Origin of the sequence: Acinetobacter sp. YH01018 (assembly GCF_013420295.1) — a bacterium.
Lineage (GTDB): Bacteria > Pseudomonadota > Gammaproteobacteria > Pseudomonadales > Moraxellaceae > Acinetobacter.
This window is the reverse complement of record NZ_VOYL01000025.1, coordinates 1-21,430: the sequence shown is the minus strand read 5'-3', so window position 1 is coordinate 21,430 and position 21,430 is coordinate 1. Positions and strand designations below refer to the sequence as shown.

Sequence of the window (21,430 nt, the reverse complement as noted above, 5' to 3'; positions counted from 1 at the left end):
ATGACGGTTCAATTCTCATGTAGATGAGGAATCGCAAGTTCTCTGTCGAAGGTGACAAGAGCGTTGTATATTAGATCGGGGTCATTTTTAATTTTCCCGATCTATTCCCAAAGCAAAGTATTCGAGGCGAATGTGTCATCTTTAACTGACGTGCAAGCAAATGCATTAACTCAAGCACAGCAACGTATTCAACAAGATTTATTAACGGCATTAGACGCATTTTCCATTCCGGAGCCGCTTAAAGGGGCTGTGTATCATGCGGTCATGCTGGGTGGAAAACGGGTACGTCCTGCACTTTGTTATGCCACCGCTGCTTTAAAACCGAATGCAAATTTTGCTGCCGTACGCCGTGCTGCAGTCGCCATTGAAATGATTCACTGTTATTCACTGGCCCACGATGATTTACCCTGTATGGATAATGATTCCTTGCGTCGTGGTCAACCAACCTGTCATGTCGCTTTTGGGGAAGATACGGCATTATTGGCAGGGGATATTTTGCAGTCGATGGCCTTTGAAATCTTGGGCAGTCGCCTGTTTGATCAGGGCCCGGCAGTTGCTCCGACCATTGTTTTAAAACAGATGCAAATTCTGGCGACTGCCAGCTCGAAAATGGTCTGTGGTCAGGTGCTGGATTTACAGGCTGAAGGCAAGCGTGTGGATCAGGATGCTCTGGAAAATATTCACCGCAATAAAACCGGTGCCCTGATTTCTGCAGCCGTGATGATGACAGCCGTGACCGTATTTGAAGGCACAGATCCTGCTATTCCTAAACTGCGTGAATATGCGCAAGCGATTGGACTGGCCTTTCAGGTGCAGGATGATATTCTGGATATTATTTCCGATACGGCAGTACTGGGGAAAACTGCGGGTAAGGATGAGCAAGTAGATAAATCAACTTATCCTGCACTCATGGGGCTGGAAAAAGCTCAAGCCTATGCCAAAGAGCTGCATGATCAGGCCTTTAATGCTTTGGAGATGTTTGCTGAAAATGCAGTTGAATTGAACCAGATTTCAGAATTTTTATTGGCGCGTAAAAGTTAATTTGATTCAAATACAGCAGCCAAGACTAAAAAAAGAGGATCATAAATCCTCTTTTTTTATAAGCTTAGACTGTAAAAATTATTTAGATGCTTTATATAGGCGGTCACCTTCATCGAAACGGGTGGTGACTTCAGCAGAAGGGGCTTTACCCAGCAGGCTGACCACGACAATGGCAATGATTGAAGCAATGAAGCCGGGAATAATTTCATAAACACCGGTATTGCCCAACAGGTTTTTCCATAGAATCACCACCACAGCGCCGACCAGCATACCTGCAAGTGCGCCATTTAAAGTCATACGACGCCAGAACAAAGACAGAATAATCAGTGGACCAAAGGCTGCACCAAAACCTGCCCATGCATAAGCCACCAAACCTAAAACTTTGGATTCAGGGTTTCCAGCCATCCAGATGGCAAGCAGGGCGATCAGCAACACCATGAGGCGGCCAATCCAGACCAGTTCTTTTTGTGTGGCATTTTTACGCAAGAAGGATTTGTAAAAGTCTTCGGTTAGCGTACTTGAGCAGACCAGTAACTGACAACTCAGAGTACTCATCACCGCGGCTAAAATGGCAGCCAGTACAATACCTGCAATCCACGGATTAAACAGAATCTTGGTCAGTTCCATAAATACGGTTTCAGGATTGGCCGTCACAGCACCAGCCAGTTCCGGATGCTGCTGGAAGTAGGCAATCCCAAAGAAGCCTGCTGCCACCGCACCACCTAGACATAACGTCATCCAGGTCATACCGATACGGCGTGCATTGGGAATGGATTTCACCGAATCTGCTGCCATAAAACGCACCAGAATATGTGGTTGACCAAAGTAGCCTAAGCCCCAGGCAAGTAAGGACATAATCGCCACAAAGCTTAGATCACCCATGATATCCATCGCTTGTGGACGTGCAGCTTCAAGTGCCAGGGTCATTTGAGACAGGTCCGAGAAGCTCAGAATGGTCACAATAGGGGTGAGTAACAGAGCAAAAATCATCAATGACGCTTGAATGGTGTCGGTCCAGCTGACCGCGAGGAAGCCACCGATAAATACATAACTGATGGTGGCAATGGCACTGATCCATAGTGCCGTGCTATAGGACAGGTCAAACATATTTTCAAACAGGCGCGCACCAGCCACCATGCCGGAAGCACAATAAATGGCAAAGAAAATCAGAATAATGAAAGCCGATGCCACACGTAAAATTTTCTTCTGGTCATTAAAGCGGTTGGAAAAATAGTCTGGCAAGGTCAGGGCATTGTGCTGTACTTCGGTGTGTACACGTAAACGTCCAGCAACCAGCAGCCAGTTGAGCCATGCACCAATAATCAGGCCAATTGCAATCCACATTTCAGATAAACCTGAAAGATAAATTGCACCCGGCAAGCCCATCAGCAGCCATCCACTCATATCTGAAGCACCGGCAGAGAGCGCCGTCACGAAACTACCTAAACGACGACCCCCCAAAATGTAATCAGAAAAATTGGCTGTCGCGCGATAAGCCAGAAGGCCAATCGCGATCATGGCGACAATATAAAAAAGAAAGGTAATTAAGGTCGGATTCAGGGAGTTCATACGGTATCCAGTTACACGGTGGACAGTAGATCGAAACACAGGCTTTTAAAGAACAAGCACAAATCATTTCAAAAAAATAACGCGAAATTTAACCATAGATTAAAAAAAAATGCTGAGTTTTTCTTGGCTGAAATAAAAATAGACAGCTTTTGCTGTCTATTTTTTAATATAAAAGAGTAGTTTACTGATTGCGTCCCATTACTCCACGAATGGTGTTCATGATGTCGGCAGGTAACACCACCGTTTTTGCATTATTGGATTTCGACATGTCCTGCATGGCTTTGACATATTGTTCACCCAGCAAATAAGCCACCGGAATTTCCTTGTCGCCGACTGCTGAAGTCACCATCTCAATGGCTTTCTGTGAGGCTTCAGCCAAGACGACTTGTGCTTCTGCATCACGGCGTGAAGCTTCCAGGCGGCCATCGGCTTCCAAAATTGCTGCCTGTTTTTCACCATCTGCCTTGGTCACGGTAGCACGACGCTGACGCTCGGCAGCCGCTTGTGCTTCCATTGCAGCCTGCATAGTCGATGAGGGTTGAATATCCTGAATTTCCACGGTTTTCAGGGTAATGCCCCAATCGGAAATATCATCGGAAATGGCGGCTTTCAGTTTGGCTTTAATGTGATCACGTGAGGATAGCGCATCATCCAGATCCATTTCACCGACAATTGAACGCAGTGAAGTTTGCACCAGGTTCTGAATGGCCCAAGTATAGTTTTCAATGCCGTAAACCGCTTTTTCCGGGGTAGTGATATTAATGTACGCTACTGCATTCATCAGCAGCACCGCATTGTCACGGGTAATGACTTCCTGTGAAGGAATATCCAGCACGATATCTTTGGTGGTGACTTTATAAGCCACTTCATCAATATACGGAATGACAAAACTGAGTCCCGGTCCCAAAGTGGTATGGTATTTACCCAGACGTTGCACGATCCATTTATAACCCTGCGGGACAATGCGCACCCCTTTAAAAATGGTCACGCCGGCAAAAACCAGCAGTGCTAAAACAATAATTGTTCCACCAGACATGTTATTTCCTCACTTATATATTTTCGTTATTGGGATGGTGTGGTTTAACCACCAGATCATTGCCGAGAATATCGACCACGCGAACCCGATCACCCACTTCTACCGGAGACAGCGTCCGACAGTTCCACTCATCTGACCCCAAAACCGGCATGGGAAAACGCACCGTGATCAGGTCATGCTGCATATGAGTCTGAATGACCATGCCCACCTGACCAATAGTCGCTTCACGGGATAAACCGGCTTTGGTTTTATCAATTGAAAGTGGTTTGATAAATTTGAACCACAACAATGTGCATAGCACAGACAGGATAATCCAGGTGACAATCTGAGTGGTTAAGCCCATCATCGGAAACATCCAGAATAAAACACCGACCATGATGGCTGCGATGCCAAACCATAGTGCAGCAAAAGCGGGGATTACCAATTCAGAAAGCATCAGTAATACCCCGAGTACAAACCAATGCCAAGGTTCGAATGCAAATTCCATACATCTACTCGTGTATTGTCAAAATAAAGAGAGACCATGAGGCCTCCATATCAATTTAGCAGATGAATAAGTCTTTGAATATTAAAAAAGCATATTTTTTAGATTCTGGATTTTGGCGCGGGTTTAAAGGCTGCGGGTGATTTTTTAAAGTCGCTGATTGCCTTTTTTATGGCGATGATTTTCAGCTGGGTCGCTTTTTCGCCTTCCAGAATGGATGCATTGCTGGCTTTTAAATCCAGCGTGCCTAAATGTCCTACTTTAGGCTGAATGATCACATTGGCCTGATTCAGTTCTTCATGAATGCTTTGTTGACCCATAATATTGATGGTCTGGTCCAGTAGGCCCCACATATTCATCGGTTGATTGCCACTCGGTCGTGCAGAAATGTCGACGGCAATAACAATATCTGCACCCATCGCTTTCGCGGTTTTCACCGGAATCGGGCTGACCAGCCCCCCATCGACATACTGTTTCCCACCGATGGTAGCGGGAACAAAGACATTGGGGATACTGCAGGAAGCACGCACCGCCTGACCGGCATTGCCTTTAATAAATTCAGCTTTAGTGCCGGTGTCCAGACGGGTCGCAACCGCTGCAAAGCGAATCGGGAATTTCTCAATCGGTTTATTAGCAATATGCTGGTTGACATAATTCTGCAATTTTTGACCTTGCACCACACCTTGACTGTTCAGGGTTAAATCACGGATATCCGATTCTTTTAAAGTCAGTGCAATTTGCTGTAGTTGATAAGGCGTTTTACCACTGGCATAAATACTGCCGACAAAACTTCCGGCACTGGTCCCGGTGACGATTTTCGGCTTAATGCCATGTGATTCTAAAACTTTCAGCACACCAATATGGGCAAATCCTTTAGCCCCGCCACCCCCAAGCGCAATGGCAATGACAGGTTCACGTGCCTTGATGGTTGTGGTTTGCGGTGGTGTTTTGGTGGTTTTATCACAGCCAATCAGTCCAAGCCCTAGTAGAGCAATGAAAGAATATTGCACAAGCTTCATGGTTGAATTTGTATATCAATTTGATGAAAAGTTGTGCACATGACAGCAGATAATTGTTATTTTGACTAGTTATTTTTTAAACGCTTTTGTAATGGCTTGGCTAACCAGTCCGGATTTTTGGCTGAAAATTTGCCGGTATAGTGATCTAAAATTTGTTCTACATCCTGCGCATAATTTCCCGTTGGCTGAAACACACCCAGGCAGTGTATCGCTTTGTTTTTATAATCCAGTGAAAACATCACAATCGGGATATGGGTACCCACGGCAATGCGGTAAAAACCACTTCTAAACGATTCAGCCTGTTTGCGTGTTCCTTCCGGTGCCATACCGACCCAGATCTGCTGTTGCGTATTAATGAAGTCGATAATTTGCTGAGTGGTACCTTGTTGGATACTGCGATTGACCGGAATCACCCCAATCCATTCAAGTATGGGTTTCAGCGGTGTGTTAAATAAGGTGTGTTTGCCAAAAACCGTGATCTTGATGCCCAGTCCAAGCAGTGCGGCAAAACCGTGCCAGGCATCGATATTCGAGGTGTGTGGAGAAATAATGGCGACCGCTTTCTGCAGGTTGGGAAAATCACCCTCAAAACTCCAGCCTTGGGCAAGAAATAATTTTTTGAAAATATTTCGGCTTAAGTGACCACTACGGGCAGGCACTTGATCGGGCAAGGTCGGAAAGTGTTGAGTCATGGTGTTTGATTGCACTCCCGGGTAAATTTATCGGCTTTTAAACATGTTAAGCTTTTGTAAAATAAGATTCATTGGCAAAATATCAACTGTCATTCAGCTTGCCTGATCAAAATAGTCAATCCGGTTTTGACCCTAAGGGCCCACTATGCCGAGTACACGTAACATCTATCTCTTGTTGTTCTCTTTATATTGGGCACAAGGTTTACCCGTCGGTTTTATGACCCATGCTTTACCGGTGATTTTACGTGCCCAAGGGGTGTCACTGGCACATATTGGCGGTTTTGGCTTATTGATGTTGCCCTGGTCAATCAAAATTTTCTGGGCACCATGGGTTGACCATTTTGGCCATGCAGCATTTGGACATTACCGTAGCTGGATTATTCCGACCCAGTTATTGAGTGTGGTGGTATTGACTGGCTTATCTTTTCTGCCGATTCAGGCTTTAAACCAGCCTGAATACTTGCTGGCTTTTTTTGTGGCTTTACTGAGTATGAATCTGGTCGGTGCAACGCAAGATATTGCTACCGATGGTCTGGCGGTCAATATGCTGAACAATCAGCAGCAGCATTGGGGCAACACCTTTCAGGTCATTGGCTCACGATTGGGCTTTATTGTCGGTGGGGGAGCTATTTTATGGGCACTGGACTGGCTGGATTGGCAAAGCACATTTTTAATCTTGGCGGGACTGGTGCTGTTGAATACTTTACCGATTTTATGGCTGAAAGAACCGCAACGATTAAAGCATATGCTGTCCAGTACCGAAGCAGGAACATTTCGCTGGCAAAAAATAAAAGATTATCTGGCTTATTTTTATCGAGAGCAAAATCTTGCTGCATGGTTAGCGGTGCTCATCACCTTTAAAATTGCCGATGGTTTAGCTGGGCCTTTGCTGAAACCCTTAATGGTGGATTTAGGACTGACATTTTCCCAAATTGGCATTTATGTGACCATGCTTGGCGCTGTGGCTGCACTCATCGGTGCAGGGCTTGCAGGGTTCAGCCTGAAGTATGTTTCCCGTGAACATGCTTTACTCGGTTTTTCTATTTTGAAAATTTTCACTTTGGCTGCCTATGCATGGCTAGCTGTTCAATATGAGACCCAAGGTCCTATTGAAACCTGGATGATCTATCTGGTTAATGCTGCTGAAGACATGATTTCCGCCATGCTTTTGGTGGTGATGCTGACTCTGGTCATGCAATACAGCCGCAAACATTTGGCAGGAACAGATTTCACTTTCCAGGTGGCGTTGATGGCAACCGTGAGCGGTGGACTGTATAGCCTAAGCGGGATTTTAGGCGATCTCTTGGGTTATGCGAGTTATTTAAGCTTGATCACTGTGTTGGCATTGCTCTGTATTTTCCCGATTCTGAGATGGAAAAACAGTTTGCTCTAAACCCTAAAAGCTTTTTAATTCAATTCAATATACATTTAAAATCTAAGGATTAAATAAGATAACTAAATAAAAATTAAATCATTTTTTTAAATATTTCTGAATTGTAACATCTGTTACAGAATAACTTAGGGGTATTTATAGATGAAAACCAAATTAGCAGCAGCGATTGCATTAAGCCTACTGGCAGCACCAACTTTTGCAGCGCCAACTTTTTATGGGGAAATTGATGCAAGTATCGATTACTTGCCAGAAGACAATGCCAATACTTCGGATAAAGATGTAGTAGAAGTTAGTTCTAATAGCTCTTTCATTGGTTTAAAGGGTGAAGAAAAACTGAACGATCGTCTAAACGCAGTTTATGTGATTGAATGGAGTCTCAGTGCAGATGGTGATAGTACAGACTGGACTACGCGTAACCGTTTTGTCGGTTTAAAAGATGCTCAGCTCGGTACTTTAAAAGTGGGTGCACATGACACGCCATTGAAGCAACTCTCAAGTCAAGTTGATACATTTAACAACTACGTTGCTAACAAAGCAGATGTAAACGGTATTTTCACTGGTGAAGCCCGTATATCGAATGCAGTCATTTATGAATCTCCAGCAATTAAATTGCCTACAGGTGCCATTAAAGTGAATGCGTTGTTGGCCTCTGGTGAAGATTCAGGCATTGCAAAAGGTAATGGCTCATCTAAAACTGCTGGTCGTGGTTTAGGCGATGCATGGTCTGCATCTGTAGTCTATGACAGCCCGGTGGTTGTGGCTGGTATTGCGTATGATAAAGCCATTCCATCGTCTTTCTTAGGTTCTGGCTTTTCAAACGCTAGCTCTCCAGAGGTTTTACCAGCAGTTGATAAAGATGGCAAATTAACATCATTATTTGCAGCTGCAAATACAATTCGAGCTATTGGCCGTGTAAACCTTGAGGGTGGTTTGGCATTAAAAGCACTTTATCAAACTTCAGAAGTTGAAACTGCAAAAGGTAATGCTGCTGGTTCAGAATTTATTGATGATGCTCAAGGCTGGTTAGTGGGTGCAGAATATAATTTGCCAACAGCCAAGGCCTGGACGGTAAAAGCACAATATAGCCAAAACACAACTACATTTACTAATAATGCTCCTGACTATGAAGCAAAACAAATCTTTGCTGGTGCAGATTATGCATTTAACAAACAGGTGAAAGCGTATGGTTATGCCGGTTATCTGACTCTTGAACAAGGTTCGAATGAAACTAAACAACCTGTAGTCGGTACAGGATTGGAATATAAGTTCTAGTCTGTGCGTTGTTTTTTTCTAAAAGGCGATGTTTTACATCGCCTTTTTTATTACTGTTTTTTATATTAAGTGAATTTTAAGTTTGGTATTCTACATTAAGACAACAGTAGAAAGATTAACCAACAGTCATGTCAAATATCATCAGTCCTATACGTGATAAAATAAAGCCCATTTCGTTAAGCCTGTTTAATTTATTGCTGGCAATATGGTTGGGCTTGGTGCTGAATTTTGCCTTTTTTCAAAAAATACAAAGTTTGACCCCTTATCAGGGCAGCAAAGCCTATTTATTTTTAATCGCGACCGTATTGGTGATCGTGGCGGCCTATAACCTGATTTTTCAGCTGCTGCAATGGCGCTGGAATGCAAAAATACTGGCTTCAATTTTTTTAGTGATTGGGGGCTTTACGGCCTATTTTGTCAATAGTTTGGGCGTGGTGATTTCACCTGAACAAGTTCAGAATATGATGCAAACCGATGCCCGTGAAGTCCGCGGATTGATGTCCTTACGCTTTGGGCTTTGGACGCTGGTATTTGTCATTTTCCCACTCATTTTTGTGGCGCTCGTTCGGATCAAGCCTGAAGCTTTTTTACCTAAACTTGGCAAAAAAATGTTAAGCAGTATCGCTTCATTGTTAGTGGTTGGCGCCTTGCTGTTTACCTTTTATGTAGATTATGCTGCGATTTTCCGGGAACATCGTGATTTGAAAGGCATGATTTCTCCACAAAATGCCATCGCATCGACCTTATCGTATTACCGTAAATCTGCACCTAAAAAGAATTTACCTTTAGTTCGTTATGGTGAAGATGCTCATTTGCTTCAGCCAGTCAATAAGCAGGCTAAACCTAAGCTTATGGTGTTGGTAGTGGGTGAAACAGCCCGTGCAGAAAGTTTTTCATTGAATGGCTATGCCAAAAATACTAATCCTGAACTGTCTAAACTGGATATTATCAATTTTAGTCAGGTGAGTTCATGTGGTACTGCAACCGCTGTATCCGTACCCTGCATGTTCTCCGGCATGCCTCGAAAAGATTATGACGAACAGCTGGCCAGTCACCGTGAAGGATTACTCGATATCGCACAGCGTGCCGGCTATAAAGTGACCTGGATGGATAATAACTCTGGTTGTAAAGGTGCCTGTAACCGGGTTGAACAGTATCAGATTCCGCAACAGCTCAAAGATAAATGGTGTGCCAAAAATGGCGACTGCTATGATGAAATTTTGGTGGATAGTCTAAAAACTTATCTGGCTACAATTCCTGAAACCGATAAGACTCCACGTTTAATTGTATTACATCAGATGGGTAGTCACGGACCTGCTTATTATCAGCGTTCCAAAGCACCCTTCCAGCCTTTTAAACCAAGTTGCGATAGCAATGCAATTCAAGGTTGCAGCCGTACAGAATTGTTGAATAGTTATGATAATTCCATTGTATATACTGACCATGTTTTAAGTTCACTCATTCAGGTGTTAAAAGGCAACAGCACTTATCAAAGTGGGTTCTGGTATCTGTCTGATCATGGTGAATCGACAGGAGAACATGGTTTATATTTACATGGCTCACCTTATGCGATTGCGCCTAGCCAACAAACTCATGTTCCAATGTTGATGTGGTTTTCTCCTGAATGGACTGCACAAAATTCTGCGCAAATCACTTGCTTAGCCCAGCAAAAAAGCAAACAATTAAGTCAGGATAATCTGTTCCCAAGTCTGTTAAGTTTGCTGGATGTCAAAACCCAAACCATTGATGAACAAAACAATATGTTGCAGAACTGTCAGTCAAAACAGAAAGTATGAGTTTAAAATATGGCTAAAATATTGATCATTGAAGATGATTTCATGATTGCTGAATCCAGCATCACTTTGCTGAAATATCAGCAATTTGATGTGGAATGGGTCAATAATGGCATTGACGGTTTAAAGAAACTCATACAGGAAAAGTTTGATATCGTCCTACTCGATCTAGGCTTGCCGATGATGGACGGGATGCAGGTATTGAAACAGATTCGCCAGCAGTGGCCGGCTTTACCTGTGCTGATTATTTCAGCACGGGATCAACTGCAAAACCGGGTGGATGGATTGAATAGTGGGGCAGATGATTATCTGGTCAAACCCTATGAATTTGATGAACTGTTGGCCCGCATCCATGCTCTATTACGTCGTAGCGGGGTAGAATCTGCGCTTCAGGACAGCCCGCAAATTTTAAGTTATGGCGAACTCACGCTGGATGTTGAACAGCACATTGCCAAGTTTAAGGGGCAATATATTGACCTGTCCAATCGTGAATGGGCGATTTTGATTCCCTTGGTGAGTCATCCCAACAAGATATTTTCTAAAGCCAATTTAGAAGATAAATTGTATGATCTGGATAGCGAAGTAAGCAGCAATACCATTGAAGTGTATGTGCATCACTTACGCGCCAAACTTGGCAAAGATTTTATTTGCACCATTCGTGGTTTAGGTTATCGACTGGGACAATTATAAATCAGACAACGATAAAATCAGCTAGAAGGTCAGCCACAGGTGCAGTCACAGTATTCATTAAAAAAACGCCTGATTATTTATGTTTCTGTTTTTAGTATTGCCTTGGGCTGCTTGCTGATTTTTTCTGCTTACCGTATTGCCCTGCAAGAAATTAATGAAGTGTTAGATGCCCAGATGCAGAATCTGGCAGAACGCGTCGCGCAGCATGATCCTGAACCGGTGCAAAGCAAGTTTGATCAAGCCAGGCATTATCACGAAGAAGACCTGTTTGTCGATGTCTGGTCTTATGCAAATGAAAAACATAAAAGCCATGCCATGAATTTATTGGTTCATCCTGTGAAAAAAGCAGGATTTTATACCCATAAAACCGCACAAGGGGTTTGGCATACTTACATCCTGCCTTTAGAACATTATCAGATTCAGGTGAGCCAGCAACAATCGACACGGCAGCATCTAGCATTGGAACTTGCCGGCAGTATGTTTATTCCTTATTTACTGTTTATGCCTTTTGTGATTTGGGGACTGAGCTGGATTATTAGCCGCAGCCTGCAGCCTTTGGATGATTTTAAAGCGGAATTGGCACAACGTGATTCGGAGGAATTAAGTGCCATTGAATCAGATAATTATCCGCTTGAAATTGTGCCGACCATTACCGAAATGAATCATTTGTTTGAGCGGATTTCCTCTGCACAGCAGGAGCAGCGGCAGTTTATTGCCGATGCAGCACATGAGCTTCGTACGCCTATCACTGCATTGAATTTACAGATGCAGATTCTGTTAAAACAGTTTCCTGATGCTCAGGAGCTACAGAATTTAAGTAAAGGATTAATCCGGATTCAGCATTTGGTCAGCCAATTACTCAGTCTGGCAAAACAGGATGCTTCAATTCTGGAGGTCGAGACCAAACAGCAGTTTTTACTGAATCAGGTCGCGGTGAATTGTGTAGAACAGCTCGTTCATCTGGCCATGCAGAAAGAAATTGATTTGGGTATGGAACGTCAGGAAGATGTGGTGCTGTATTGTCAGGAATCAGCAGTACATTCCATTATTTATAACCTGATTGATAACGCGATTAAATACACGCCCAATCAGGGAGTGATTAATGTGTCTGTATTTGAACAGGCAGGTTTTGCCATGATTCAGGTCGAAGATAGTGGACCTGGAATTTCCCCCGAACTGTATGAAAAAATTCTTAAGCGCTTTTATCGTATCCATCATCATCTGGAAATAGGCAGTGGTCTGGGGCTGTCTATTGTGGATAAAGCCACAGAAAGGCTCGGCGGCAAGCTTTCATTTTCCAGGAGTGCCAGCTTAGGTGGCTTGCAGGTCAATGTGCAATTGCCACTCTAGCCGATCACTTCTCTTAGATGATGGGTTCTAGCAGATAGGTGTGAGCAGTTAAACTGTCTCAGCTGTTTTATCCATGCTTTGGCTTGGTGCAAATCTTTTATAATTGAGTAGATAAAAACTCACGTTAATGAGCCAGATAATCCATGCAGTCCATAAGTTATGGCTGAGAAAATGTGCTCCACGCATCATTTGCGCCCAGCCCATCGCGAAACCTAAAATAAGCCCTGAGACCAGAAAAAAATAGGCCCGCTTTTTATTGGAAAGCCTGAATACAAAAAAACCAGCCATCAGTGCAAAGCCGGTAGATGCATGTCCCCCCGGGAAACAGTGCCCTTTGGTGGCAGAAAAATCCCAGAAAAAACCTTGATGGGTAGGAATGGTGATATTCCAGGGGCAGGCATGGGCAGACTGTGATTTCAACAAGCCAATAATCGAGGTGGAAAGGAGGATCAGCCCAAAGAAATAACCATAGGTCCAGCGTAAAGCTTTAACTTTCTCAAACTTGAACGATGCTAGCCAGATTAAAAAAAAGCCGGCATATACCGCAATAATCAGATTTTTGACATAACGATGGTTCAGTTCAGCTAAATACCAATTGTCACGTAACAGGAATTTCCCGGATTCACTGACCCAGGGATGAATCAGCGCCAGATCCAGTGCCCCCCCAATCGGGAAACAAACCAAAAGCAGGCAAAAACTGATAATGAGAAAACAGCCCTGATAGAGCATGAAGCGTTGCTGATCGTGCATAGTAAAGATCAATTGATTTTAGTGCTGCGATTACAGCAATAAAAACTTAATCCAGACTTAAGCGAGCTTGAATCGGTGGGGAAAATCGCCGTAAAAGTATCGTGTTAAGTATGATGTTGTGTTAAATGCTGATAAGCATATCCAGGAAAGAGCATAACCGGATCAAGCTTTAATGCTACATTAACGGCAAGATTGCTATAGGTATTCAAATGAAGATTCGTGCTGTTCTATTCGACCTGGATAATACCTTAACCCATCGTGATCGAAGTATTCTGGCGTATAGTCAATATCTGGTACAAGTCTATCAACATCAGTTACCGCATGATGCAATTGGGAAAATTCAGGCGATTATCCGTCGCATTGATAATGGTGGCTACCCTAAAAAAGAATTGCTCACCCATCCCAGTATTGCTGCGTCTGTGGCTTATGCCTTGCAGCAGGAATTAATCTGGAAAAGCATGCCACATTTGGATGAACTTACCCAGTTCTGGTTTCAGCAATTTGGCTTATCTGCAGTGGCCATGCAGGGTGCCAGTCAGCTCTTAACCGAACTAAAACAGGACGGTTATCAGCTGGCGGTCATTTCAAATGGTGGACATGCGACCCGACTCACCATTTTACAGGGTTTGGGTTTTAGTCATTATTTTGATGAAATTGTCAGTTCTGAACGGGTCGGCATCAGTAAACCGAATCCGGAAATTTTTCTCTATACCAGCCAGAGATTGGGCGTTGCACCAGAACATTGCCTTTTTGTCGGTGATCATCCCGTCAATGATGTACAAGGGGCAATGGATGCCGGTATGCAGGCTGTCTGGTTACAGGGTTTTCATGAAGTTCAAGATCAGCCCATAAATCGCATTCAATCTCTGGCTGAAATTAAGCAGTTTTTATAATTACTTTTACGCATTCATTGTGTCAGGCTACTAAAGTCCAGATAGAAAAAAGCGACTCTTTTGAGCCGCTCTGAAAATCGAAATGTCGTTTAGATAGTCAGTTTAAAGCATCAGCTTTAAAAAATGGTTTCTTCCGAATTGGCTGAAATTTTATGAATAGACAAATCGGCACCACGGAATTCATCTTCCTGTGATAAACGAATGCCCATAATCAGTTTAAGTACGCCGTAAACGAAAAAGCCACCAGCCAGTGCAATGGAGATGGCCAGTAAAGTACCAATCAGTTGAGAGAGGATTGAAACACCGCCCAAACCGCCGAGCCATTGCTGTCCGAAAATCCCTACGGCTAAACCGCCAAAGCTGCCGCATACGCCGTGTAATGGCCAAACACCGAGTACATCATCCACTTTCAGTTTGTTTTGGGTATAAGTGAATAGTTTGACAAAAATGACCCCAGCCACCATGCCAATGATTAATGCACCTACGGGGTGAACTACATCGGAACCTGCACAGATGGCAACCAGACCAGCCAAAGGACCGTTGTGCAGGAAGCCCGGGTCATTTTTGCCGATGAAGTTGGCCGCAATAGTACCACCAACCATCGCCATCAGTGAGTTAATGGCAACCAGTCCAGAAATGGCATCCAGACGTTGTGCACTCATCACGTTAAAACCAAACCAGCCGACAATTAGAATCCATGAACCAAGTGCCAGAAAAGGAATGGAAGAAGGGGGATGTGCACTGACACGACCATCTTTTTTATAACGGCCATGACGTGCGCCCAGTAAAATGACTGCTGCGAGTGCAATCCAGCCACCCATAGCATGCACCACGACTGAACCGGCAAAATCGTGGAAAGCTGCACCAAAAGTTTTGGTTAGCCAGCCTTGTAATCCTAAATTGCCATTCCAGGCAATGCCTTCAAAGAAAGGGTAAACCAGTGCCACCAATAATAATGTGGCAATTGCTTGAGAACGCATTTTGGCCCGTTCTGCAATACCGCCGGAAATAATGGCAGGAATGGCGGCAGCAAAGGTCAGCAGAAAGAAGCAGCGCATCAGGTTGTAGCCATGATCTGCGGCTAAGGTTGTACCGATATGAAAAAAGTGTTGTCCATAAGCAATATAGTAGCCGACAAAAAAGTAGGCGATGGCAGAAATGGAGAAATCTGTCAAAATTTTACTTAGGGCATTGACCTGATTTTTATGTCGTACTGTGCCCAGTTCCAGGAATGCAAAACCTGCATGCATGGCTAAAACTAAAACTGCACCAAGAAGGAGAAAGAGTAAATCTGTATTTTGCATTTTATGGCTCCATTTTAGTGCTTAAAATCACAAAAAGAAGATCAGTATAACCATGAGATTATTTTCGTGAAGATGGTCGAAATGGGGAAATTTTGATTAAGGCTGAGAAAAAGACTACAAGACTCGATATAAAGCAATTACTTGCTGAAGTATGAATGATTTGCGTTATTATGGTGCAATATTGTTTAATTTAAATTATAAATAAATATATGAAAATTGAATAAAATTTAACTTTTTTAAAGAAGTTGGTTTTATATATTTTTTATAGCACTGAATAGTAGCAAGTTTAGCCCGATAAAAATGTAAACGGGTTTCTCGCTCAGCATAAAGAAAAAATGAAAAATATATTTAAAGAGATTCTAATTTGGTTCAGTTTTAGAAATTGAGCACAAAAAAACCAAGCCAAAAACTCTGGACTTGGTTAAAGTACTCACTCTTTTAGTGCAAAATTTTATTTAGGAACTGCTGCGCGCGCTCACCTCGTTGGGTGTTAAAGAATTCATCTTTGCTGCAGTCTTCCACAATTTTTCCCTGATCCATAAAAATCACCCGGTTGGCCACCTGGCGGGCGAAGCCCATTTCATGGGTCACACACATCATGGTCATGCCTTCTTTGGCCAGTTCGACCATCACGTCCAGCACTTCATTGATCATTTCCGGATCGAGTGCCGAAGTCGGTTCATCAAACAGCATCGCAATCGGGTCCATGCTTAAGGCACGGGCAATCGCCACACGTTGCTGCTGGCCACCGGACAGTTGTGCCGGGAACTTGTTGGCGTGAGCACTGAGTCCGACCCGCTCCAGATAGGCCAGGCCTTTTTTCTTGGCTTCAGCTTCAGAACGGCCCAGTACTTTAATTTGGGCAATGGTCAGATTTTCGGTAATGCTCAAATGCGGGAACAGTTCAAAATGCTGGAACACCATACCCACACGGCTGCGCAGTTTGGTCAGGTCAGTTTTGGGGTCCTTAATGGAAATCCCGTCCACAATAATATTGCCTTGCTGAAAGGGTTCCAGACCATTCACAGTTTTAATCAGAGTCGATTTACCTGAACCTGAAGGTCCACAGACCACCACCACTTCTCCTTGGTGAATCTGGGTGGTGCAGTCGGTCAGTACCTGAAAATCTTTGTACCATTTACTGACATTTTGCAGATCAATCATCACTTTACCATCAGTCATACAGTTAACTTCCTTTGTAATTTTTTAACGGCATAGGTCGCGATCATACTCACAGTGAAGTACACCAAACCTGCAAATAAAATATATTGGGTCAATAGCGACATCAGGTCGCCACGGACATAGTTGGTCCGGAAAAAGTCCAGCAAACCAATGGCATAAACCATGGTGGAATCCTGAAACAGGATAATGGTCTGTTGTAACAGCAGCGGGGTCATTTTACGGAACGCCTGCGGCAGAATAATGAGTCGCATCGACTGGCTGTAACTCATGCCGAGTGCATAGGCGGCCGCAGTTTGGCCCTTGGGAATGGACTGGATGCCAGCTCGGACAATTTCCGAAAAGTAAGCCGCTTCAAACAGCATAAAGGCCACGATACTGGACACCAGTGCCGTATCAATAGTCAGGTAATTGCCCGTCACAGCCGTATAAATAAACGGTACGGCAAAATAGAACCACATCAAGACCAAAAGTAAAGGGATGGAACGGAACAAATTGACATAAGCTTGCGCAAATAAATTCAGGACTTTAAATGACGATAAGCGCATTAAGGCCAGCAAGGTACCAATTAAAATACCACCGATGGTCGCACTGATGACCACTTTTAAGGTAATGCTCATGCCATGCGACAAGGCTGGAGCGGAGAGTTGTAAGTCATTTAAAAATGCAGTGAGCCATTCCATTATTTATCTCCTGCAATCAGACCGGGAACACGTAAGCGTTTTTCCAGCATATTCATTGCCTGAATTAAACAGAAGTTAATCACAATAAAGATGATGGTCACAAAGGTATAAATTTCGATAGTGTTCTGGGTATATTCACTGATGGTTTTCATCTGGGAAATAATTTCTGCCACACCCACCAGTGATGCAACTGAAGTGTTTTTGACACAGTTGGTTAGCTCGGAACTCAGTGGCGGTAAAATCATCCGGAATGATTGCGGTAAAATCACATAACGGTATAGCTGAGCAGTGCTAAAGCCCATGGCATAACCGGCATTGACCTGACCGACCGGCAAGGCTTCAATCCCGGTACGCACCTGTTCACAGACCCGTGCTGCTGTAAATAGCCCCAAACCGACACTGGCGGAAATGAGTGCCGTAGTATTGGCGCCCAGATCATTCATCCACCATGATTTGATGGGCGTAGGTAAAAAGTTGGGAACCACATAGAACCAGATAAACAATTGAATTAATAAGGGGACATTACGAAAGATGGTGACATATGCCGTGCCAATGCTCCGTGCGGTTTTGCTGGGCAAGGTGCGCATGATGCCCAGTATGCTGCCCAACACCATGGCAATGCTCCAGGCCACTACGGCAATCACCAGCAGCCAGCCCAGACCGGTCACAATCCAGTTCAGATAGGTGGTGTCGCCCACTCCAGTGGGCTGAAATAAAACTCCCCAGTTCCAACTATAATTCATAGTAACTCCTGAGTCGGGTCAGGCAAAAAAGTCCTTTTTCTGCCTGACATATTAAGTTGTTGTTCTAATATTTATTGGTCACGATCATGTGGATTACTGATTAACGCTTTTAACTGATCAGACATCTGGAAGTTCAGGTTGATATTTTTCGGTGGAATGGGCTGCTGGAACCATTTCTGATACATCTTGTTGATTTCACCGGAGCTATAGGTGGCTTTAATGGCATCATCAACCACCTGTTTAAAGCCAGTATCACCTTTACGCAGCATGCAGCCATAAATTTCATGAATGGGTGCTGTACCCACAATCACCCATTTGTTGGGATCGGCGGCTTTGGATTTTTCCCCGGCCAGCAGGATGTCATCCATCATAAAGGCCGCAGCGCGACCGTTTTGCAGCATCAGAAAAGATTCGGCATGGTCTTTGGCCGAAATGATTTCTCCAATGCCCAATTCCTGCTGATGCTGACGGATATAACGTTCCGATGTCGTCCCCGCCGTAGTGACCAGTTTTTTACCTTTCAGGTCGGCAAAATCTTTAACGCCAGAATCTTTCGCTGTGAGCAGACGAGAGCCGACTTCAAAGAAACCGACCGAGAAATCGACCTGTTGCTGACGTTCCTTGTTGTTGGTAGTCGAGCCACATTCCAGATCGACTGTACCGTTTGATACCAGTGGAATCCGGTTTTGGCTGGTCACCAGGTTATAACGAATTTTTAAATCCGGCATATTCAGCTTTTTCTTCACAGCATCTACAACTTTTAGCTGTAAATCATGTGCATAACCGACCGGTTGATTTGGATTGTCGGCAATATAAGAAAAGGGAATAGAGGAGTCACGATAGCCCAGAACAATGGTGCCAGATTTTTTAATCTTATCCAGCGTACCGGATGCGCTGGCATCCCCAGTTCCAGCAGTTTTTTCACCCGATGCGGGAGCCTTATTGTTACTACAAGCACTTAGCCCAAGCATAAGAGCACTTGCACAAAGTAGGGAGGTGATACTGCGTTTATGTGTCATGTATAAAACTCCATTTTTATTTCATTATCATCAAGTGCCTAACAGGCAGCCAAGGTCATCAGTTTTGTTATGTAAAAGGTATTTTCTGTGCTGTACATAAATAGATCAGATTTCATCTTAAGCGAGTTTTCAATGATTGCTCAAGCAAGTTTTTTTACCGTTTTGTTACTGATAAATGATTATCAAACAATCAGTTTTTGAAACAAGACTGCATCAAATGCAATGCTAACTGCTGCAGGAACTATGCCATTTAAAATATGATTATTACTGTGTCGACTCAGCTTTTAGCCGATAAACTTGAATTAAAGCCAAAACCAGTTGAGGTACTGCCAGTTTATCTGAGCATCGGTTCTTTGATAGCCTTGGCCCAGCGGCAACAGCCACAGCGCGGGCAGGACTGCTCGGGCTGGTCAGGGTGCTCGACATGGCCACAGTACATACAGGCATAATAAGTGTTTGGTTCTACCTGATTAACCTTTTGATATTGCTTGGGAAACAGCGGCAAACCATAACGGATGTCTTCAGGGTGAAAAAGCAGGATACTAAATTTACCATCGCTTTCGAGCAGCCCGGCACGCACCTGACCCAGATGTTCAATGCCTTGCTGGCGCATTTCTGCAAAGAATTCATCGTGTGACATTTTTCCGCGCTTGATTTTCTCCAGCACCAATACACCATCTTCTACAATGTACAGCGACTTGCCTTCCAGTAAATCTTCAAAGGGTTGGTATTTCATCATCAGCCAGGTAGTCAGGCGGTACAGCATGATGATTACGCTCATGATCAGCAGTGCCTGAATTAAGGGCAGGTCTTCGGTAAACATTGGGTCGCCGGCAATCGAACCGAGGGACAAGATAATGGCCAGTTCAAACACCGAAAGCTGGCGTACTCCGCGTTTCCCGGTCAGACGTAAAAACAGAATAATCATGATAAACATACACACACAGCGCACCACAATTTCAGCGGCAAATTCCCAGTTGGTGTCGTGGATGAAAATACTGGCCCAATCCATGTGTGCAGTTCCTTTTTATGCTTTATTCATCATTCTTTTATACTATGCATGAGTAGAGCAGGAGGTATCTTTATAGTTCGGTAAAGAACTGCAATTATTTTAGTTACTTAGTTAATTCAAAACTTTACCTGATCTTAAGCCGTGTAATGCTAAGGCTTAATTGCTCAGTATTTTGCTGTACTTCAGTTTTACCGAAATGAGCCAAAAAATACTTTCACATAAATCGAGTATAATTTTTCTTTTGCATTTTTCTGCCTTATGTCTTTCGATTTAAAAACCACTGTTCAGCCTGATATTGAGCTTTCACCACAGCAGAGAAAGCTGAACCGTCTGATTGAAAAAATTGAACAGCAGCAGCTTGAACTGAAGCAGTGGCAGCAGGCTCAGGAACAGATTCGGCAATATACTCGTCAGACTTTGATGCCGGTCTATCATGAGCTACATGCAGTGCTGTTTGAGCAACTGGAACAGCTGTGGAAGCATTTGCAGGTAGCAGAATTTTCCAAGGCAGAGCTGACGCAGCTGGATGTCAAAATCCAGAATCTTGCAGCTTACTTAAAAGACTCTCAATCTTTATCAGGGCAACAAGTTCATATAGTCGACGACATTTATAATTACTATCAACAGCATATTGAACATAGTCAGGCCAGAAAAAATAAAAAGCCAAGCGCAGAGGATATAGAGCTATTTTTTGATGAAGAAAATAATTCGGATCAAATAGTATCTGATGATTTTGAAGAATGGGACACAGAGCAGTATCAACAGGCCCGTGAGCAAGCCAAGTTAAAACGTCAACAGGAAAAACTTGAACAAGCTTCGAAGATGACAGAGCAGTCCTTAAAAACCGTGTACTTAAAAATTGCTGCGACTATTCACCCAGACCGTGAGCCGGATGAAGCCAAGAAAGTTGAAAAGACTGAAATATTGCAACGAGCGAATGAGGCCTATGCAGCACAGGATTTATTTTATTTATTGAAACTGCAAATCCAGATTGAGCAAAATCGCGGTGCTTCGCAAAAGGGTTTAACTGCCGAGCAGATGAAGTTTTATCAACTGGCTTTAAATATGCAAAGCCAGAAACTGGATGACCAGATAGAAGAAATGATTCAATCGTTGAGCTGGAATAAAAAAGCCTATACAGGCAAAGTAAAAATTGCAGATTTATATAAGCAGGTAGATGCTGATACTTCAGCGCTGAAAAAGCAGCTAAAAGGGGAGAAAGAGCGCTTGAAGTATATGAAGAAAGTGAGTGGGGTGGAGATGTTGATGGAGCATAAAGCATTATAATTTACCTCTCCCTAGCCCTCTCCTAGGAGGAGAGGGAACATTCATTACTAAATCCATGTATGCATTAAATCAAATAACGCTCCCTCTCCCTTTGGGCATAGGTATCTACACATCTTTAGGTACCTAATGCAATTGTTGCGATTTCATTCAGTTCATCTATTGAATATTCCGAGAGCAGTTGAAGAGTGTTCAGTAAAATCGAAAGTCCTGCCAATATTGCA

At 43.5% G+C, this 21,430-nt stretch carries 20 protein-coding genes; 8 read left to right on the top strand and 12 right to left on the bottom strand.

Annotated elements, in window-relative coordinates; genetic code table 11:
• Window positions 1-132: 132 nt before the first annotated feature.
• Window positions 133-1,041, top strand: coding sequence for a farnesyl diphosphate synthase (locus FTT83_RS09790; protein ID WP_180080623.1), 909 nt, complete (start codon window positions 133-135; stop codon window positions 1,039-1,041).
• Between the two features lie 78 nt (window positions 1,042-1,119).
• On the opposite strand, the gene putP is transcribed toward FTT83_RS09790, so the two are convergent.
• From putP to FTT83_RS09765, 5 genes are all read right to left on the bottom strand, one after another.
• The gene (putP, locus tag FTT83_RS09785) at window positions 1,120-2,610 is read right to left on the bottom strand and encodes a sodium/proline symporter PutP (protein WP_180176550.1); all 1,491 of its coding nucleotides are present in this window, start codon (window positions 2,608-2,610) and stop codon (window positions 1,120-1,122) included.
• Window positions 2,611-2,791: 181 nt separating this feature from the next.
• Window positions 2,792-3,646: an SPFH domain-containing protein gene (locus tag FTT83_RS09780; protein ID WP_086196895.1), complete on the bottom strand. Its 855-nt coding sequence runs from the start codon at window positions 3,644-3,646 to the stop codon at window positions 2,792-2,794.
• Between the two features lie 13 nt (window positions 3,647-3,659).
• A complete protein-coding gene (locus tag FTT83_RS09775; protein WP_086196894.1) occupies window positions 3,660-4,133 on the bottom strand; it encodes an NfeD family protein in 474 nt (157 codons plus the stop codon).
• A 98-nt stretch (window positions 4,134-4,231) separates the two neighbouring features.
• Window positions 4,232-5,149, bottom strand: a complete 918-nt coding sequence (locus FTT83_RS09770) for a patatin-like phospholipase family protein (protein ID WP_180176551.1) — start codon at window positions 5,147-5,149, stop codon at window positions 4,232-4,234.
• A 65-nt stretch (window positions 5,150-5,214) separates the two neighbouring features.
• Entirely contained in the window at window positions 5,215-5,841 is a 627-nt protein-coding gene (locus FTT83_RS09765) for a 1-acyl-sn-glycerol-3-phosphate acyltransferase (RefSeq protein ID WP_180176552.1), read from the bottom strand.
• A 145-nt stretch (window positions 5,842-5,986) separates the two neighbouring features.
• On the opposite strand from FTT83_RS09765, the gene FTT83_RS09760 reads away from it, so the two are divergent.
• The 5 genes from FTT83_RS09760 (at window position 5,987) to FTT83_RS09740 (ending at window position 12,339) form a co-directional block, all read left to right on the top strand.
• Window positions 5,987-7,234 carry an MFS transporter gene (locus FTT83_RS09760; RefSeq protein ID WP_086196891.1) on the top strand — a complete coding sequence of 416 codons (1,248 nt, stop codon included), beginning with the start codon at window positions 5,987-5,989 and terminating at the stop codon, window positions 7,232-7,234.
• A 141-nt stretch (window positions 7,235-7,375) separates the two neighbouring features.
• Entirely contained in the window at window positions 7,376-8,506 is a 1,131-nt protein-coding gene (locus FTT83_RS09755) for a porin (RefSeq protein WP_180043219.1), read from the top strand.
• Window positions 8,507-8,634: 128 nt separating this feature from the next.
• Complete coding sequence (locus FTT83_RS09750) at window positions 8,635-10,302, top strand: phosphoethanolamine transferase (RefSeq protein WP_180043218.1); 1,668 nt, start codon at window positions 8,635-8,637, stop codon at window positions 10,300-10,302.
• Window positions 10,303-10,311: 9 nt separating this feature from the next.
• Window positions 10,312-10,989: a response regulator transcription factor gene (locus FTT83_RS09745; protein WP_166170465.1), complete on the top strand. Its 678-nt coding sequence runs from the start codon at window positions 10,312-10,314 to the stop codon at window positions 10,987-10,989.
• A 39-nt stretch (window positions 10,990-11,028) separates the two neighbouring features.
• Entirely contained in the window at window positions 11,029-12,339 is a 1,311-nt protein-coding gene (locus tag FTT83_RS09740; protein WP_180176553.1) for an ATP-binding protein, read from the top strand.
• Between the two features lie 48 nt (window positions 12,340-12,387).
• On the opposite strand, the gene FTT83_RS09735 is transcribed toward FTT83_RS09740, so the two are convergent.
• On the bottom strand, window positions 12,388-13,089 hold the full coding sequence (locus FTT83_RS09735; RefSeq protein WP_180176554.1) for a phosphatase PAP2 family protein: 702 nt from the start codon (window positions 13,087-13,089) through the stop codon (window positions 12,388-12,390).
• A 209-nt stretch (window positions 13,090-13,298) separates the two neighbouring features.
• Between FTT83_RS09735 and FTT83_RS09730 the strand changes: the two genes are divergently transcribed.
• On the top strand, window positions 13,299-13,982 hold the full coding sequence (locus FTT83_RS09730; RefSeq protein ID WP_180176555.1) for an HAD family hydrolase: 684 nt from the start codon (window positions 13,299-13,301) through the stop codon (window positions 13,980-13,982).
• A gap of 116 nt (window positions 13,983-14,098) precedes the next feature.
• On the opposite strand, the gene FTT83_RS09725 is transcribed toward FTT83_RS09730, so the two are convergent.
• The 6 genes from FTT83_RS09725 to FTT83_RS09700 all read right to left on the bottom strand — a co-directional run bounded on the left by FTT83_RS09725 (window position 14,099) and on the right by FTT83_RS09700 (window position 19,922).
• Entirely contained in the window at window positions 14,099-15,286 is a 1,188-nt protein-coding gene (locus FTT83_RS09725; RefSeq protein ID WP_180043213.1) for an ammonium transporter, read from the bottom strand.
• Between the two features lie 438 nt (window positions 15,287-15,724).
• Complete coding sequence (locus tag FTT83_RS09720) at window positions 15,725-16,450, bottom strand: amino acid ABC transporter ATP-binding protein (protein ID WP_171263231.1); 726 nt, start codon at window positions 16,448-16,450, stop codon at window positions 15,725-15,727.
• A 14-nt stretch (window positions 16,451-16,464) separates the two neighbouring features.
• Window positions 16,465-17,148 carry an ABC transporter permease subunit gene (locus tag FTT83_RS09715; protein WP_180043212.1) on the bottom strand — a complete coding sequence of 228 codons (684 nt, stop codon included), beginning with the start codon at window positions 17,146-17,148 and terminating at the stop codon, window positions 16,465-16,467.
• On the bottom strand, window positions 17,148-17,891 hold the full coding sequence (locus FTT83_RS09710) for an amino acid ABC transporter permease (RefSeq protein WP_180043211.1): 744 nt from the start codon (window positions 17,889-17,891) through the stop codon (window positions 17,148-17,150). The genes FTT83_RS09715 and FTT83_RS09710 overlap by 1 nt, the downstream gene beginning before the upstream one ends.
• A 71-nt stretch (window positions 17,892-17,962) precedes the next feature.
• Window positions 17,963-18,910 (bottom strand): transporter substrate-binding domain-containing protein, encoded by a 948-nt coding sequence (locus FTT83_RS09705; RefSeq protein ID WP_180043210.1) that lies wholly within the window; start codon window positions 18,908-18,910, stop codon window positions 17,963-17,965.
• A gap of 334 nt (window positions 18,911-19,244) precedes the next feature.
• Complete coding sequence (locus tag FTT83_RS09700) at window positions 19,245-19,922, bottom strand: YetF domain-containing protein (RefSeq protein ID WP_180043209.1); 678 nt, start codon at window positions 19,920-19,922, stop codon at window positions 19,245-19,247.
• A 258-nt stretch (window positions 19,923-20,180) separates the two neighbouring features.
• Here FTT83_RS09700 and FTT83_RS09695 point away from each other — a divergent pair, with 258 nt between their 5' ends.
• A complete protein-coding gene (locus tag FTT83_RS09695) occupies window positions 20,181-21,209 on the top strand; it encodes a molecular chaperone DnaJ (protein ID WP_180043208.1) in 1,029 nt (342 codons plus the stop codon).
• The last annotated feature ends 221 nt before the right edge of the window (window positions 21,210-21,430 follow it).

Bases quoted from the DNA above. Each gene is read 5' to 3' on its own strand.
- FTT83_RS09715 (WP_180043212.1), bottom strand. From the start codon at position 17,148: ATGGAATGGCTCACTGCATTTTTAAATGACTTACAACTCTCCGCTCCA.
- FTT83_RS09710 (WP_180043211.1), bottom strand. From the start codon at position 17,891: ATGAATTATAGTTGGAACTGGGGAGTTTTATTTCAGCCCACTGGAGTG.
- putP (WP_180176550.1), bottom strand. From the start codon at position 2,610: ATGAACTCCCTGAATCCGACCTTAATTACCTTTCTTTTTTATATTGTC.
- FTT83_RS09780 (WP_086196895.1), bottom strand. From the start codon at position 3,646: ATGTCTGGTGGAACAATTATTGTTTTAGCACTGCTGGTTTTTGCCGGC.
- FTT83_RS09755 (WP_180043219.1), top strand. From the start codon at position 7,376: ATGAAAACCAAATTAGCAGCAGCGATTGCATTAAGCCTACTGGCAGCA.
- FTT83_RS09700 (WP_180043209.1), bottom strand. From the start codon at position 19,922: ATGGATTGGGCCAGTATTTTCATCCACGACACCAACTGGGAATTTGCC.
- FTT83_RS09760 (WP_086196891.1), top strand. From the start codon at position 5,987: ATGCCGAGTACACGTAACATCTATCTCTTGTTGTTCTCTTTATATTGG.
- FTT83_RS09750 (WP_180043218.1), top strand. From the start codon at position 8,635: ATGTCAAATATCATCAGTCCTATACGTGATAAAATAAAGCCCATTTCG.
- FTT83_RS09735 (WP_180176554.1), bottom strand. From the start codon at position 13,089: ATGCACGATCAGCAACGCTTCATGCTCTATCAGGGCTGTTTTCTCATT.
- FTT83_RS09765 (WP_180176552.1), bottom strand. From the start codon at position 5,841: ATGACTCAACACTTTCCGACCTTGCCCGATCAAGTGCCTGCCCGTAGT.
- FTT83_RS09745 (WP_166170465.1), top strand. From the start codon at position 10,312: ATGGCTAAAATATTGATCATTGAAGATGATTTCATGATTGCTGAATCC.
- FTT83_RS09725 (WP_180043213.1), bottom strand. From the start codon at position 15,286: ATGCAAAATACAGATTTACTCTTTCTCCTTCTTGGTGCAGTTTTAGTT.
- FTT83_RS09705 (WP_180043210.1), bottom strand. From the start codon at position 18,910: ATGACACATAAACGCAGTATCACCTCCCTACTTTGTGCAAGTGCTCTT.
- FTT83_RS09775 (WP_086196894.1), bottom strand. From the start codon at position 4,133: ATGGAATTTGCATTCGAACCTTGGCATTGGTTTGTACTCGGGGTATTA.
- FTT83_RS09695 (WP_180043208.1), top strand. From the start codon at position 20,181: ATGTCTTTCGATTTAAAAACCACTGTTCAGCCTGATATTGAGCTTTCA.
- FTT83_RS09730 (WP_180176555.1), top strand. From the start codon at position 13,299: ATGAAGATTCGTGCTGTTCTATTCGACCTGGATAATACCTTAACCCAT.
- FTT83_RS09770 (WP_180176551.1), bottom strand. From the start codon at position 5,149: ATGAAGCTTGTGCAATATTCTTTCATTGCTCTACTAGGGCTTGGACTG.
- FTT83_RS09720 (WP_171263231.1), bottom strand. From the start codon at position 16,450: ATGATTGATCTGCAAAATGTCAGTAAATGGTACAAAGATTTTCAGGTA.